General features: G+C 67.1%; 12 protein-coding genes. 6 read left to right on the top strand and 6 right to left on the bottom strand.

Translation table 11 applies throughout. The annotated features are described in order from the left end of the window. Window positions 1-47: 47 nt before the first annotated feature. A complete protein-coding gene (gene hemE, locus ACO2Q9_RS11320) occupies window positions 48-1,145 on the bottom strand; it encodes a uroporphyrinogen decarboxylase (protein WP_423311337.1) in 1,098 nt (365 codons plus the stop codon). A gap of 169 nt (window positions 1,146-1,314) precedes the next feature. On the opposite strand from hemE, the gene ACO2Q9_RS11325 reads away from it, so the two are divergent. Beyond that, complete coding sequence (locus ACO2Q9_RS11325) at window positions 1,315-1,785, top strand: hypothetical protein (RefSeq protein ID WP_423311339.1); 471 nt, start codon at window positions 1,315-1,317, stop codon at window positions 1,783-1,785. A 17-nt stretch (window positions 1,786-1,802) separates the two neighbouring features. Here the strand turns inward: ACO2Q9_RS11325 and ACO2Q9_RS11330 are convergent, their stop codons facing one another. The 4 genes from ACO2Q9_RS11330 to ACO2Q9_RS11345 all read right to left on the bottom strand — a co-directional run bounded on the left by ACO2Q9_RS11330 (window position 1,803) and on the right by ACO2Q9_RS11345 (window position 7,229). Continuing rightward, entirely contained in the window at window positions 1,803-2,441 is a 639-nt protein-coding gene (locus ACO2Q9_RS11330) for a thioredoxin family protein (protein WP_423311341.1), read from the bottom strand. An 83-nt stretch (window positions 2,442-2,524) separates the two neighbouring features. Next, window positions 2,525-4,705, bottom strand: coding sequence for a protein-disulfide reductase DsbD family protein (locus ACO2Q9_RS11335; protein ID WP_423311343.1), 2,181 nt, complete (start codon window positions 4,703-4,705; stop codon window positions 2,525-2,527). Between the two features lie 323 nt (window positions 4,706-5,028). Further along, window positions 5,029-6,225, bottom strand: coding sequence for a multidrug effflux MFS transporter (locus ACO2Q9_RS11340; protein ID WP_423311345.1), 1,197 nt, complete (start codon window positions 6,223-6,225; stop codon window positions 5,029-5,031). Window positions 6,226-6,299: 74 nt separating this feature from the next. Next, window positions 6,300-7,229 carry a LysR family transcriptional regulator gene (locus ACO2Q9_RS11345; RefSeq protein WP_423311347.1) on the bottom strand — a complete coding sequence of 310 codons (930 nt, stop codon included), beginning with the start codon at window positions 7,227-7,229 and terminating at the stop codon, window positions 6,300-6,302. Window positions 7,230-7,396: 167 nt separating this feature from the next. On the opposite strand from ACO2Q9_RS11345, the gene ACO2Q9_RS11350 reads away from it, so the two are divergent. From ACO2Q9_RS11350 to ACO2Q9_RS11370, 5 genes are all read left to right on the top strand, one after another. Then, entirely contained in the window at window positions 7,397-9,544 is a 2,148-nt protein-coding gene (locus tag ACO2Q9_RS11350) for a thiamine pyrophosphate-dependent enzyme (RefSeq protein ID WP_423311349.1), read from the top strand. After that, the gene (locus ACO2Q9_RS11355; RefSeq protein ID WP_423311351.1) at window positions 9,541-11,142 is read left to right on the top strand and encodes an indolepyruvate oxidoreductase subunit beta family protein; all 1,602 of its coding nucleotides are present in this window, start codon (window positions 9,541-9,543) and stop codon (window positions 11,140-11,142) included. The genes ACO2Q9_RS11350 and ACO2Q9_RS11355 overlap by 4 nt, the downstream gene beginning before the upstream one ends. Window positions 11,143-11,204: 62 nt before the next feature. Then, a complete protein-coding gene (locus tag ACO2Q9_RS11360; protein WP_423311353.1) occupies window positions 11,205-12,233 on the top strand; it encodes a TRAP transporter substrate-binding protein in 1,029 nt (342 codons plus the stop codon). Then, a complete protein-coding gene (locus ACO2Q9_RS11365) occupies window positions 12,230-12,742 on the top strand; it encodes a TRAP transporter small permease (protein ID WP_423311355.1) in 513 nt (170 codons plus the stop codon). Before ACO2Q9_RS11360 ends, ACO2Q9_RS11365 begins: the two co-directional genes overlap by 4 nt. After that, complete coding sequence (locus tag ACO2Q9_RS11370; protein ID WP_423311357.1) at window positions 12,732-14,033, top strand: TRAP transporter large permease; 1,302 nt, start codon at window positions 12,732-12,734, stop codon at window positions 14,031-14,033. Before ACO2Q9_RS11365 ends, ACO2Q9_RS11370 begins: the two co-directional genes overlap by 11 nt. On the opposite strand, the gene ACO2Q9_RS11375 is transcribed toward ACO2Q9_RS11370, so the two are convergent. Beyond that, window positions 13,978-14,511: an Lrp/AsnC family transcriptional regulator gene (locus tag ACO2Q9_RS11375; RefSeq protein WP_423311359.1), complete on the bottom strand. Its 534-nt coding sequence runs from the start codon at window positions 14,509-14,511 to the stop codon at window positions 13,978-13,980. The genes ACO2Q9_RS11370 and ACO2Q9_RS11375 overlap by 56 nt on opposite strands. Window positions 14,512-14,555 lie beyond the last annotated feature (44 nt).

Here is a 14,555-nt window from a genome sequence, read left to right on the forward strand (position 1 = left end):
AAGGGGGTGATTCCTGAGCCATGCCGTGGTTTGCGGGCCGTGGGGAACTACCCCGCGGAAGCCGCCCGCATCTTGCGCGAATGCCCGTGCACCGCGTCCACCAGCACGGCCACGCTTTCCGGCGGCGTGTGCTGGCTGATGCCATGGCCCAGGTTGAAGATGTGGGTCGGCCCCGTACCCGGCCCGGTGTGCGGCGTGCCGAAGCTCTCCAGTGCGGCGATGGCCTGCGCCTCGATCTGCGCCGCGCCTGCGAAGAGCACGTTCGGGTCGAGGTTGCCCTGCAGCGCCTTGCCGTGGCCGACGGTCGCGCGGGCGCGCGCGAGGTTCACCGTCCAGTCCACGCCGAGCACGTCGCAGTCCAGCGCGTTCATTTCTTCCAGCCACAAGCCGCCGCCCTTGGTGAACACGATGCGCGGGATGCGCGCGCCTTCGTGCTCGCGCTTGAGTTGCGCCAGCACGCGCGCGGTATAGGCCATGCTGAAGGCCTGGAACGTGCCGTCGGCCAGCACGCCACCCCAGCTGTCGAAGATCATCACGGCCTGCGCGCCGGCCTCGATCTGCGCGTTCAGGTACGCGGCCACCGCGTCGGCATTGACCTGCAGGATGCGGTGCATCAGGTCAGGCCGGCTGTAGAGCATGGACTTCACGAGGCGGTAGTCGTCCGAGCCCGCGCCTTCCACCATGTAGCAGGCCAGCGTCCACGGGCTGCCCGAGAAGCCGATGAGCGGCACGCGGCCGTCCAGCGCATGGCGGATCGACGTGACCGCGTCGAACACATAGCGCAGCTTTTCCATGTCGGGCACGGCCAGCGCGTCGACCGCGGCTTCGTCACGCACCGGTGTCGCGAAGCGCGGGCCTTCGCCGATGGCGAACGACAGGCCGAGGCCCATTGCGTCCGGCACGGTGAGGATGTCCGAGAAGAGGATTGCCGCGTCCAGGTCGAAGCGTTCGAGCGGCTGCAGCGTGACTTCGGTCGCGTAGTCCTTGTTGGTGGCCAGGCCCATGAAACTGCCGGCCTGCGCACGCGTGGCGCGGTATTCGGGCAGGTAGCGGCCGGCCTGTCGCATCAGCCACAAGGGGGTGTAGTCGGTGGCCTGCCGCAGGCAGGCGCGCAGGAAGGTGTCGTTTTTCAGGGGGGCGGGCATGACACGAATTGTCGCAGCCCCGGGCGTCTGCACCGGCGCGTGGCTGTAGTGCTTATGACCTGCATCGAACAAGTCCTACAAGCGAATAGGCACGGACCTGCAAACACGGCGTCATGCGGCAACTAGTCTTGAACCATCCATTGCAACGAACCTCTTGAGGAGTTGAACCATGCAACGATCTTCATTGACTTCTTCCCTGGTGCTGGCCGGCCTGCTTTGTGGCGGTGCCGCGTTTGCGGCCGACAACGCAACCAGCCAGGACGCACAGGAGCGTTACCGCCAGGAAGTGGCCGCCTGCAACAGCGGCCAGACGCAGCAGGACAAGCAGACCTGCCTGCGCGAAGCGGGTGCCGCGTTGCAGGCCGCCCGTCAGGGTCAACTGGACCAGAGTACCCAAGTCGCGTCCTATGACGGCAACGCGCTGGCGCGCTGCAACGTCTTCATGGGCGAGGAACTGAGCGCCTGCCGTGCACGCATCGTGGGTCACGGCTCGCAGGAAGGCGCGACCGTGACGAGCGGCAGCGTGAACGAGGGCGGCATCCTGCGCGAGAGCGTGCAGGTGATCACGATCCCGGCAGAACCCACGGCGCCGGCCGTGAACGGCGGCCCGGTCGTGACACCGTTGCCGCCAGCGAACTGAGCCTGACCGGCCCCGGTTCAGCTTTTGTACTTGATGCTGCAGCCGTAGGGCCGGGTATTCGCCTGACTCACCGGTTTGCCGGCGAGTGTTTCATCGAGACCTTGGCGGACGTAGTTCGTCGCGGTCTTGATGTCGTCTGCGCGTGCCGACGCGATACTGTCGATGCCGCCCGCATAGACCAGCACGCCCTGCGGATTGACGATGTACATGTGCGGCGTGGTGCGCGCGCCGTAAGCCTTGCCGACGGTGCCTTCTTCGTCCATCAGCATGGCGGTCTGGACCGACTGCTTGTCCTTCGCCCATGCCGTGAGCTTGGCGGGTTCGAGGTAGTCACCCGCCGCTTTCTCCGTGGAGTTCACCGACAGCCACACGACGCCCTTGGCCATGGCTTCCTTCTGCGTGGCCGGCATGTTGCCGGAGTTGTAATGCTTCTGCACGAACGGGCAACCCGGGTTGGTCCACTCGAGCACGACGTGCTTGCCCTTGAAGTCGCTCAGCTTCACGGTCTTGCCCGTTGCGTCCTTCACGGTGAAGTCGGGCGCGGGTTGCCCGACCGTGGCCGATGCAAAAGCGGCAGGCGATGCGGCAGCGAAGGCCAGCGTCGTGACGGCGAGGGCGATGTGAAGAGCAGATTGGAGAGCGGAACGGCGCAGCATGTGGATTCCTTTCAGGTCGGATCAGAAATGAACACGGATGAACATGGAACGGCGGGAACGGCGGAATGCTTCAGGTTTCGGCGTCAGAGTTTCGCGATGACCGAGCGAACCTCGTCCACCCCCAGAATCTCGGACAGCACGACCGGCGCGCTGCCCTGGCGATAGAACACATAGACCGGCACGCCGCTGCGCCCGAGTTGCGCCAGCGCGGCGGTGATGGCCGGGTCGCGCCGCGTCCAGTCGGCGCGCAGCAATGCTACGTTCTTGCCCGCGAGGTCGGCAAGCACATCCCCATTGGCCAGCGTGGTCTTCTTGTTGTACTGGCAGGTCACGCACCAGGCGGCGGTGAAGTCGACGAACACCGGCTGGCCTGCGGCCACGAGCCGGTCCACCTTGCCGGGGGCCCAGGCTTGCCAGCGGTCGGTCGTGCCTGCGGGGGCAGCGGCCACCATGTCGACCTGCCGCGTGACGGTCGGGCCCAGCATGCCGACCAGCGTTGCCAGTGCCGCCGTCAGCACGCCGCCCAGCACCAGCCGGCCCGCACCGCGCAGCGAGAACGCCCAGATGACCGAGGCCATGGCGACCAGCAGCGCCAGCAGCGCACCCGCGCCGTCGATGCCCGTTTGCTGGCCCAGCACCCAAACCAGCCACACCACGGTGGCGAACATCGGGAAGGCCATCAGCTTGCGGAAGGTTTCCATCCAGCGGCCGGGGCGCGGCATCCAGCCTGCCACGGCGGGCACGAGGCTGGCCACGAGATAGGGCAGCGCCATGCCGAGGCCCACTGCGCCGAACACGGTGAGCGCCTGCCAGGCCGGCAGGCCGACCGCGAAGCCGACCGATGCGCCCATGAACGGCGCGGTGCAGGGCGACGCGATGGCCACCGCCAGCACGCCGGAAATGAACGAATCCGCCACCGGATGGCGGGCCTGCATCGACGCGAGGCCCGACGGCACGAGCCGCCCGAACTCGAACACGCCCGCGAAGTTGAGGCCGATGACGGTGAAGAGGGCGGCCAACAGCGCCACCACCAGCGGCGACTGCAGCTGGAAGCCCCAGCCGAGCTGCTCACCCGCCGCGCGCAGCGCGAGGAACAGCGCCCCCAGTGCAAGGAATGACAGCACCACGCCCGCCGTGTACGCCAGCCCGCTCGTGCGGCGCGCCGCGGCATTGGTGGAATGCTGCGCGAACCCCACCACCTTGATGGCCAGCACCGGGAACACGCAAGGCATGAGGTTGAGGATGAGCCCGCCGATCAGCGCGCCGAAGAGCGCCGCCCAGAGCGTCAGACCCGCGCCGCCTGAACCACCCGAGCCACCTGCCGTTCCACCGCCCGATGCGTTCTGCGCGAGTGCCTGTGCCAGCGCGGGCGAAACGCCGCTGCCGGCAGCGGCTGCCGCGGGCCAGTCACCCGACACCGGCGCTTCGGCGCGCCAGCCGGTGCGGTCCTTCGCGTCCTGCAGCGCCAGCACCACCGGCATGACCTTCGGGCTCTGGCTGCGCTGCGGGGACAGTGGTACGTCGGCCGTCCAGACGCCGCCCTTCCAGGCCTGCGTCCACTGGCCGGAGGTTTCGATGACTTCCGGCGTCTCGGGGAAGAATTCGAGCGCCTTGCCCTGCAAGGCGGCTGGCAGGCCGGTCACCGACACCTTGAGCAGCGTGCCTTCCACCTGGACTTTGCTGCCCGGCGGCAGCGCCTTGGGCTGCGAGGCGAATGCATCGTCGAACTCGGCCTTGTTGAAGGCGGTGGACGAGCGGGTGGGAATCTTCAGGGTGAATTCGCCGTCTTCGGGAATGCACTCCTTCTTGCAGACCAGCCAGGACGCGCTGAGCTTGACCTCGAGTTCGCTGCGCAGCACCGAAGGCTTGAAGTCCGGCGTGATGATGAGCGGCACCGGCAGCAGCACCTTGTCTTCGTAGCCGTAGTTGGCCAGCGTGCCGATCGGGATCTTGCGCGGCACGGGCCAGGCGATGTCTTCGGCCAGCACGCCCACCGGCAGCGTCCAGCGCAGGTCGGTCGGCAGGCCGGAGTCGCCGGAGTTCTTCCAGTAGGTGTGCCACTCGGGCTTGTGCGCGATGTGAAGACCCACCCACACTGTCTTGCCCGGCTCCACGCCGTCAGGTGCGTAGGCCATGAGTTCGGCGCGCACGCGTTCGGTGGTGACCACGTTCGGCTCGGCTGCGTGGGCCGGCAGGCTGGCCAGGAGGCCCGCCGCGCCGGCGAGCGAGACGATCAGGGAGGCGGCGGCGCGACGCAGGTTCATGGCAGGTTGGGAGCGTACCGGATGGGCCGAAGTTCCGCGCGGGCCGGGCCGTTCGTGCGAAACCTTGCGCCACCGGTCGGTTGGGGGCTTGGTTTCCGGCGATGTTAGCTGCCAGCGCAACAGGAAACTTGGTCGATACTCCACCAGCCTGAATCGGGTGGCCCCGGCCCAGTCCGTAAGTGCAGCTGAGCAGCGGAGCGACGCGGGGAAAAAGGAGTCGCGTCTGTCTGAGCGAAGCGAGTTCAGCGACTCCCCCCGCGTCGTGAGCAGCGCAAGGCAGCCCGAAGGGCCTGCACTTCCGGACTGGGCCGGGGCCACCCGATTCAGGCGCTCTGCACCTCAGCAACAGCTTTTCGACTGGACACGGCCAGCCACAGCGCAATGCCCGCAAATGCCACGACAGCATGGGCAACAGCAATCTTGAGCGCACTGTCGAAGATGAGCGGCGCGACCACGCCGGTGATGATGGCGAACAGCATCATCTGCACGAAGCCCTGCATCGACGACGCCATGCCGCGCATCTCGGGGAAAGTTTCCATGGTGCGGACCGTCATGCCGGGCGTGGCCAGCGCCACGCCGAAGGTGTACACGCCCAGCGGGACCACGGCCCAGGGCACCGACGCGGTGAAGAGCAGGTTGTAGACCACGCCGCCTGTGACGGCCAATGCCATCACCACGAAGCCGGACTTGATGAGCGTTTCCATGCGCACCGAATGTGCGAGCCGCCCCGCCACCGCCGAGCCGCTGACCAGCCCGCCCACCAGTGGCAGGAACAGCCAGCCGAACGCCGTCTCGGGCTGGTGCAGGATGCCCATCACGAACGCCGCGGCCGAGCCCACGTACAAAGGCAGGCCGCCGAAGACGAGTGCGATGGACAGCGCCATCGTCATGAAGCGCGCGTGGCGCAGCGTCTTCGCATAGTTGGCCAGGATGTTTTTCAGGTGGAAGGGCTGGCGCTGCGACACCGGCAGCGTTTCGGGCAGCCCCTTCAGCGCCGCGACCAGCAGCAGTGCGGTGAACGCCGTGAGGAAGACGAAGTTGGCGCGCCAGCCGAAGTGCGCCTGCAGCCAGCCGCCGATCAGCGGCGCGAGTGCCGGCGCGATGCCGAACACCATCATGATCATCGAGGTGATGCGCTGCGCGTCGCTGCCGCTGAAACGGTCCTGCACCATGGCGCGCGAGATCACGATGCCTGCGCCGGCGGCCAGGCCCTGAAGGCCGCGGATGAAGATCAGCGCGCCCGCGCTCGGCGCGAAGATGGCGCAGGCCGAGAACAGCGTGAAGAACGCCATCGAGACGAGCATCACGCGGCGGCGGCCGAACGAGTCGGACAGTGTGCCGTAGAACAGCATCATCACGGCCAGACCCATGATGTAGATCGACAGCGTCTGTTGCACGACGGCCGGCGGCACGCCGAACTCCGCGCCGATGGCGGGGAACGAGGGAAGGTAGGTGTCGATGCCCAGGGGGCCGACCATCGTGATCAGGGCAAGCACGACGGTCAGGAAAGTCGGATGCATGAAAAGGAAACCGGGACGGTACTGCGGGTAAACCCGCATTCTTCCCGGTTTTGCCGCCTGGCGTGCGCGGGGGGTTATCCGGCCGTCGCGCGGCCGAACAGCCGGTGCACCTGCTGGCGCATCCACTGGTGCGCCGCGTCGCGCGCGGTGCTCGCATGCCACACGAGGCGCACTTCATACGCGGGCGACGCGCGCTCGGGCAGGTCCCACACGCGCAGGCCATGGCGCTCGTGCAGGTTGGCGGCGTACATCTGCGGCACGATGGCCAGCAGGTCGGTGTTCATCGCGAGGTCGGGTAGCGCGCCGAAGTGGCGCGCACGCACGACGATGCGGTCCGAGAGCTTCAGGCGCGCGAGCATGTCGTCCACTGTGTGGTGGAAGGTCGCGGTGGGGGCGGCGACGACGATGGACGCACCCGCGAGTTGCTGCGTGGTCAGGCGCGAACCCGCGCGGCCGGTGGCGGGCCGCCAGTGCGCCGAGGTCATGGCGACGTAGTGCTCGCGGAACAGCAGCTCGGCGCGCACGCCCTGATGGCGCGGCTGCAGGATGCCGATGGCCAGATCGATCTCGCGCGCCTCGAGCGCGGCGGGCACGTCGGCCGCCGCGACGGCCACGTTGTAGAGATGCGCATTGGGTGCCTGCTCGCGCAGTGCGGCTGCGAGGGGCGGCAGGAACATCATCTCGCCGAGGTCGGAGAGCGAAAGACGCCAGCGCATCTCGCTGGTCGCGGCTTCGAATTCCTCGCGCCCGGTGACGAGCCCTTCCAGTGCGCGAAGCTGCTCCTGTACCTCGGGCGCGATGCGCTCGCACAGGCGCGTGGGCTTGAGGCCATCCGGGGCACGCACGAACAGGTCGTCGTGGAAATAGTCGCGCAGCCGCGCCAGTGCGTTGCTGGTGGCCGGCTGCGACAGCGACAACGCCTTGCCGGCGGCCGTGACCGAGCCGGTGCGGTGGATGGCTGCGAGCACGCGCAGCAGGTTGAGGTCGAGTTGCCGGAAGTTCATGCGGGCGGTGTCCCGGGGTATTCGGAAACGATATCAGGGTTGACCCTGATTATCCATGCCGTGAATGGAGGACATCCAGAATATCCATTGGTCAAGCAGGGCGCGACGCCCTAGATTGGCGCACCTCAAACCAGTACTCCCCGGTACGACGACGAAGGAGACGGCTCTTGGAGCGCTCATTCCACGATGAAATCGAGGCGCTGAAACTCGGCGCCGGAGAAACATTCCACGGCGAAGGCATCCTCGCCGTGACCAAGGCCCTGCTCGAGTCCGGCGTGACCTACGTCGGCGGCTACCAGGGCTCGCCCATCTCGCACCTGCTGGATGTGATGGTGCAGGCGCGCGACTACCTCGACGAACTCGGCGTGCATGTCGAGGCCTGTACCAACGAATCGTCGGCGGCTGCGATGCTGGCCGGCTCGATCATGTACCCGGTGCGTGGCGCAGTGACATGGAAGTCGGTGGTCGGCACCAACGTTGCGTCGGACGCGCTGTCCAACCTCGCGTCGCCCGGGGTGATGGGTGGCGCGCTCATCGTCGTGGGCGAGGACTACGGCGAGGGTGCGAGTGTGATCCAGGAACGCACGCATGCCTTCGCGATGAAGTCCGCACTGTGGTTGCTGGACCCGCGTCCCAACCTGCCGACCATCGTGCGCATGGTGCACAAGGGGTTCGAGTTGTCGGAAGCGTCGAACACGCCGGTGATGATGGAGTTGCGAATCCGCACTTGCCACGTGCGCGGCAGCTTCACCGCCAGCGACAACGTCGCGCCCGCCATTTCCAGCCGCAACCTGCAGCAGGAGCCGGCCGGCTTCAGCTATGCGCGGCTCGCGCATCCGCCCGCCACGTATGCGCACGAGAAGCTCAAGTACGACTCGCGCATGCCGGCCGCGCGCCGCTTCATCGAAGCGGAGGGCCTCAATGAACTGTTCGACGGTCGGCATGAAGACGTGGGCCTGATCGTGCAGGGTGGTCTCTACAACACGACCATCCGTGCGCTGCAACGTGCGGGCCTGGCCGATACCGAGGGCAACAGCCAGATCCCGCTGCTGGTGTTGAACGTCGTATATCCGCTCGTGCCCGAGCAGATCTCGAAGTTCTGCGCCGGCAAGAAGGCTGTGATGGTGCTCGAAGAGGGCCAGCCGGAATTCATCGAGCAGGACGTCGCCACCCTCCTGCGCCGTGCCGACCTGCAGACGAAGCTGCACGGCAAGGACCGCCTCATCATGGGCGGCGAGTACACGGCCGAGGTCATCCTGAACGGTGTGCTGTCTTTCGCACGCGACTACCTGCCGCAGGCCGATGTGCAGGCCGGCCATGACTTCAACGGCGAACTTGCCGCCGCCCGCCAGCAGGCGGCCGAAGCGCTCGGCGGCCCCGTGCCTCCGCGCCCGCCGAATTTCTGCACGGGCTGCCCCGAGCGGCCGGTGTTCGCCGCGCTGAAACTCGTGGAGCGCGAGGTCGGCAAGCTGCACATCTCGGCCGACATCGGCTGCCACTCGTTCGCGACCTTCGAGCCGTTCTCGTTCGGCAATTCCATCCTCGGCTACGGCATGAGCATGGCGTCGAGCGCGGCGGTGAAGAACTTTTCCGCGCGCCGCCCCGTGGCGATCATGGGCGACGGCGGCTTCTGGCACAACGGCCTGCTGTCGGGCGTGTCGTCCGCGTTGCTCAACAAGGGCGACGGCGTGCTGGTGATCATGAAGAACGGCTACACCTCGGCCACCGGCACGCAGGAGACGATGTCCACGCCGGCGTCCGAAGCCAAGCGCGTGGCCGAAGGGTCGAGCGCCACGGGCGACGAGGTCACCATCGAGAACACGCTCAAGGGCATGGGCGTGAAGTGGATGCGCACGGTGCACAACTACCGCGTCGCCAGCGTGCGCAAGGTGCTCAAGGAAGCGATCACCTCGCCGTTCACGGGCCTGAAGGTGGTGATCGCCGAAGGTGAGTGCCAGCTCGAGCGCCAGCGGCGTCTCAAGCCCTTGCGTGCGAAGCGCCTCAAGGAAGGCCTGCGCGTGGTGCGCACGCGCTACGGCGTGGACGAAGACACCTGCACCGGCGACCACTCGTGCATCCGCCTGTCGGGCTGCCCGACGCTCACGGTGAAGAACTCGGCCGATCCGCTCAGGCGCGAACCGGTGGCGCATGTCACCAACGGCTGCGTGGGCTGCGGCCTGTGCGGCGAGGTGGCCGATGCGGCGGTGCTCTGCCCGTCGTTCCACAAGATCGAGATCGTCACCAATCCCAACTGGTGGGACCGCACGACGGATCGGCTCAACCGCTTCTTCATCGGCCTCCTGCAACCTGCATGACCCTGAACATGGCCGACAACGACAACAAACCTTATTCGATCCTGATCGCCGCGCTCGGCGGCGAAGGCGGCGGTGTGCTGGCCGACTGGCTGGTGCAGTGCGCGCTGGAGCAGGGCCTGCCGGTACAGGCGACCTCGGTGCCCGGCGTCGCACAACGCACGGGCGCGACGAGCTACTACATCGAGATGCTGCGCGCGCCGCTGGCCGAAGGCGCGGCGCCGCCGGTGCTCGCGCTCACGCCGGTGCCCGGGCACGTGGACGTGGTGATCGCGAGCGAAATGCTCGAAGCCGCGCGCGTGATGGAACGCGGCTTCGTCACGCCCTCGCGCACGGCGCTGCTGTCGTCCACCAGCCGCGTGTACACCACGTTCGAGAAGATGCACATGGCCGACGGCCGTTACGACACGCAGCGCATGCAGCAGGCGGCGCGCACGCTCGCGCGGCATGCCGTGTTGTTCGACATGGAGGCCATCGCGGCGCAGAGCGGCACCGTCATTTCCGCCGTGATGTTCGGCGCGCTCGCCGGCGCGGGCGTGCTGCCCTGGCCTCGCAGCGTGTGCGAGGACGCGATCCGTTCCTCCGGCAAGGGTGTGGCCGCGAGCCTCGAGGGCTTCGCGCGCGCATTCGATGCGGCGGCGCTCGGCGCGCCCGCACCCGAGGCCGCCGTGCAGCCCGAAGCGGCGAAGGTCCTGGCCGATGCGGTGACGACGGGCCTGCCGCTCATCGTGCGTGACGCGTGGGCCGCGAGCATGGTGTCCTGGCCCGCCGGCGTGCAACTGCTTGCCGTGCACGGCGCGTTGCGCTGCCGTGACTACCAGGACGACGCGTATGCCGAGCGCTTCCTCACAGGCGTCGAGCAACTGTGCAGCGCACCGACCACCACCGCCGCCAACGAAGCGCTGGAAGAAGCAGTGCGCCACCTCGCGCTGTGGATGTGCTTCGAGGACGTGATCCGCGTGGCCGACCTCAAGTCGCGCCGAAGCCGTACGCTGCGCGTGCGCGGCGAAGCGCAGGCGAAAGCCGATGACATCGTGCGCATCACCGAGCATTTCAAACCCGGCATCGACGAGATCGCGGCGGTGTTGCCCAGGTCCATCGGCGCGCGACTCATGGCGCTGGCCGAGAAGCGCGGATGGAAGGCCGCGCACGTCGGGCTGCACATCCGCTCCACCAGCCTGTGGGGCTACCTGATGCTGCGCTTCCTCGCGCGTCTGCGCCCGTGGAGGCCGTCGTCGCTGCGTTTCGCGCAGGAGCACGAAGCCCTGCGCGCGTGGCTCGACGCGGTGCGTCATGTGCTGCCGCTGTCACCGAAGCTTGCGCTTGCCATGGCCGGCTTGCCGCAGGTGCTCAAGGGCTATGGCGACACGCAGGTGCGCGGCCGCCAGAACTACGCGCGGCTGTGGGCCGCGCACGTGACGCCAGTGCTCGGCGGGCACGTCGATGTCGAGACGGCCGCGAAGGACCTGCAGGCCGCCATCCGCGCGACGCTGGCCGACCCGGAGGGCAAGCTCAACGCCGCCGCACCGCGCGAGATCGTGGCGCAACCCATCCACTGGATGCCCCGCGAAAGGGAAAACACCATCACGCAGCAGACGTGAATCGCCCATCATCCGCACACCGGATTGATTCATTTTCATAACCAACGGAACAGGAGACAAACATGAGATTCCTTCAAACCTCCCTGCGCTGCGTCGCGGTGGCCGCACTGGCTGCGGCATCGGTTGCGGCCAGCGCACAGGACAAGCCCGTCGAGATGAAATTCGCGCACTGGCTGCCGGGCACGCACCCGCTGGCCAAGCTGGGCTTCGAGCCCTGGGCGAAGTCGGTCGAGGCTGCCTCCAAGGGCAGCATCAAGGTCGCGTTCTTCCCCGCGCAGCAGCTGGGCAAGGCGGCCGACCACTACGACATGGCGCGTGACGGCATCGCCGACATGACCTGGGTGAACCCCGGCTACCAGGCCGGCCGTTTCCCGCTGATCGCCGTGGGCGAACTGCCCTTCCTGATCGGCAAGCCCGGCCCCGGTTCGTCGGCGCTCGACCAGTGGTACCGCAAGTACGCCGCCAATGAAATGAAGGACGTGAAGCTGTGCATGGTCCACCTGCACGTGGGCACGTTCCACTCCAAGAAGGCGATCACGGAGCCGTCGCAGATCAAGGGCATGAAGATCCGTTCGTCCAACGGCACCAACGCGGCTTTCATGAGCCTGCTGGGCGCGACCAACGTGCAGGTGTCGGCGCCCGAAGCGCGTGACGCCATCGACAAGGGCGTGGCCGATGCGCTGTCGTTCCCCTGGGGCTCGGTGATCACCTTCGGCATCGACAAGGCCACCAAGTTCCACACCGACATGCGCCTGTACGCCTCTGACTTCGTGTGGGTGATGAACAAGGGCTGGTACGACAAGCTCGCCGCCGGCCAGAAGAAAGTGATCGACGACCACTGCAACAACGAGTGGGCCGGCAAGGTCGGCGCAGGCTGGGGCGACGACGAGGACTCGGGCCGCGAGAAGATGCAGGCCATGGGCGGCCACACCATCGTGCCGGTGACCGCGCAGCAACTCGATGCCTGGAAGAAGGCCGCCGAGCCGCTGTACGGCACCTGGATCGCCAGCGCAGACAAGGTCGGCGTGAACGGCAAGCAGGCGCTGGATGACCTGAAGAAGGAACTCGCCACACGCGGTGGAAGTAATTGAAAAAGCTGCTCTCGGCCACTGAAACGGTGGCCGCCTTTTTCCTGCTGGCGATTGCGCTGCTGGCGGCCGGCAACGTGCTGCTGCGCGATCTTTTCAGCATGTCGATTCCCGACTGGTATGACGGTTCGCGCCTGCTGCAAGGCATCGCGCTGTTCTGGGGTGTGGCGCTGGCCACTTATTACGGCAGCCACATCTGTGTGGACATCGTCTGGGAGCATCTCAAGGACAACGGTCGCCGCGCGCTCGATGTCATTGCGACGGTGGTCACGCTGGCCTTCCTCGCACCGCTGGCATGGATGGTGTGGGTGAAGGTGGGCAACACCGGCACACAAGGCACCATGGACCTGCGCCTGCCGATGGTCTGGTTCTATGCGGTGGCGGCGGTAGGCATGACCGTGGCGGCGCTGCTGTGCGTGGTGCGCATCGTGCGCCTGCTGCAGCGCGACGAGGCGAGCCTCAGGCCCGTGCCGATTGCAAATGCGGAGTCGGGGGATTTCGATGGATCGTGATCTCGTCGCGCTGCTCGGCTTCGTCGGCATGTTCGCGCTGATGGCGCTGCGCGTGCCCATCGGCGTGGCCATGGGCATTGCGGGCGCGGGCGGCTTCGCGCTGCTGTCCGGCGTGAAGCCCGGCCTGAACCTGCTGGCCAATGTGCCGCTGTCGGTCGTCACCGACTACAACCTCGCGGTCATCCCGATGTTCATCCTGATGGGCGCGTTCGCATCGCGTGCCGGCATGAGCACCGAGCTGTTCAACGCAGGGCGCGCCTGGCTCGGCCACATGCGCGGCGGGCTTGCGATGGCGGCTGTCGCGGCTTGCGGCGGCTTCGCGGCCATCAACGGCTCATCGGTCGCCACGGCGGCCACCATGTCGCAGGTCGCGCTGCCCGAAATGCGCAAGGCCGGCTACGACCCCGGCATCTCGGCCGGTCTCATTGCGGCAGGGGGAACGCTGGGCATCATGATCCCGCCCTCGGTGATCTTCGTGCTCTACGGCATCATGACGGAGACCGACGTCACCAAGCTGTTCGCGGCCGGTGTGATCCCGGGGATCATGGCGGTCGCTTTCTACTTCTTCGTGGTGCAGCTCATCGCCTGGCGCAACCCCGACCGGATGCCGCGCGGCCCGCTGTTCAGCTGGGGCGACCGCTTCCGCTCGCTGCGCGACCTGTGGGCGACGATCCTGCTGTTCATCGGCGTGCTCGGCGGCATCTACGGCGGCATCTTCACCGTGGAGGAAGCCTCGGGCATCGGCGCGACGGGCGCGCTCATCATCGGCATCGCGCGCGGCAGGCTCGGCCCGAAGGAAATCAAGGCTGCGCTCATCGACACGCTGCGCGTCTCGTCCGCCATCATGATGATCGTGATCGGCGCCTACCTGTTCGGCTACTTCCTCACCATCACGCAGTTCACGCAGAAGTCGGTGGACTTCCTCGTGCACCTGCCGGTCGGCCCGTACGGCGTGCTCGCGCTCATCATGGTGGGGTACTTCATCCTCGGCGCGGTGATGGACGAGCTCGCGATGATCCTGCTCACCGTGCCCATCGTGTTCCCCGCGATGATGCAGCTGGGGTTCGATCCGGTGTGGTTCGGCGTGATCATCGTGATGGCGGTGACCTTCGGCATGATCTGCCCGCCGGTGGGCATCAACGTCTTCGTGATCAACTCGATCGCGCGGGACATCACGCTCACGCGCATCTACCGCGGCACCATGCCCTTCATCGCGATCGACGTGGCGCGCCTGGTCATCCTCTGCGCCTTTCCGGCGATCTCGCTCTGGTTGCCGGGCTTCGTGAAGTAGGCCGCGAACCGGGCGATCCCCCGAGCGGCAACGCGGTCTTGTAACGCACCTGCTTGAGCGCGAAGCTCGAGCGGATCTTCTCGATGCCGGGAATCGGTGTCAGGCGCTCGAGGATGAATTTCTCGAGTGCCGCGATGTCGGTCAGCGCGACGCGGATCAGGTAGTCGCTGTCGCCGGTCATCAGGTAGCACTCCATCACCTCGTCCTGCTCGGAAATGCGGCGCTCGAACTCGCCGAGCGCTTCCTTCGATTGCGTCTTCAGGCTGATCGAGATGAACACCGACAGCCCGAGGCCGAGCGCCTTCGGGTTGGCGAGCGCCACGTAGCGGCTGATGACGCCCGCGGCCTCCAGCGCCTTCACGCGCGCGAGGCAGGGCGAGGCCGAGAGATGCACGCGTCGCGCGAGCTCGACATTGGTGAGCGCGCTGTCCTGCTGCAGTTCGTCGAGGATTCTCAGGTCGATGGCATCGAGTTGCATTTCGTGCTGTCTCTGTCAGGTTTGACGGCATCTTATGCTGGCCA

The organism is Variovorax sp. VNK109 (assembly GCF_049445855.1).
GTDB lineage: Bacteria > Pseudomonadota > Gammaproteobacteria > Burkholderiales > Burkholderiaceae_C > JAGOCV01.

Excerpts from the sequence above, each read along its gene's own strand:
- hemE (WP_423311337.1), bottom strand. The coding sequence starts at position 1,145 with ATGCCCGCCCCCCTGAAAAACGACACCTTCCTGCGCGCCTGCCTGCGG.
- ACO2Q9_RS11325 (WP_423311339.1), top strand. The coding sequence starts at position 1,315 with ATGCAACGATCTTCATTGACTTCTTCCCTGGTGCTGGCCGGCCTGCTT.
- ACO2Q9_RS11330 (WP_423311341.1), bottom strand. The coding sequence starts at position 2,441 with ATGCTGCGCCGTTCCGCTCTCCAATCTGCTCTTCACATCGCCCTCGCC.
- ACO2Q9_RS11335 (WP_423311343.1), bottom strand. The coding sequence starts at position 4,705 with ATGAACCTGCGTCGCGCCGCCGCCTCCCTGATCGTCTCGCTCGCCGGC.
- ACO2Q9_RS11340 (WP_423311345.1), bottom strand. The coding sequence starts at position 6,225 with ATGCATCCGACTTTCCTGACCGTCGTGCTTGCCCTGATCACGATGGTC.
- ACO2Q9_RS11345 (WP_423311347.1), bottom strand. The coding sequence starts at position 7,229 with ATGAACTTCCGGCAACTCGACCTCAACCTGCTGCGCGTGCTCGCAGCC.
- ACO2Q9_RS11355 (WP_423311351.1), top strand. The coding sequence starts at position 9,541 with ATGACCCTGAACATGGCCGACAACGACAACAAACCTTATTCGATCCTG.
- ACO2Q9_RS11360 (WP_423311353.1), top strand. The coding sequence starts at position 11,205 with ATGAGATTCCTTCAAACCTCCCTGCGCTGCGTCGCGGTGGCCGCACTG.
- ACO2Q9_RS11370 (WP_423311357.1), top strand. The coding sequence starts at position 12,732 with ATGGATCGTGATCTCGTCGCGCTGCTCGGCTTCGTCGGCATGTTCGCG.
- ACO2Q9_RS11375 (WP_423311359.1), bottom strand. The coding sequence starts at position 14,511 with ATGCAACTCGATGCCATCGACCTGAGAATCCTCGACGAACTGCAGCAG.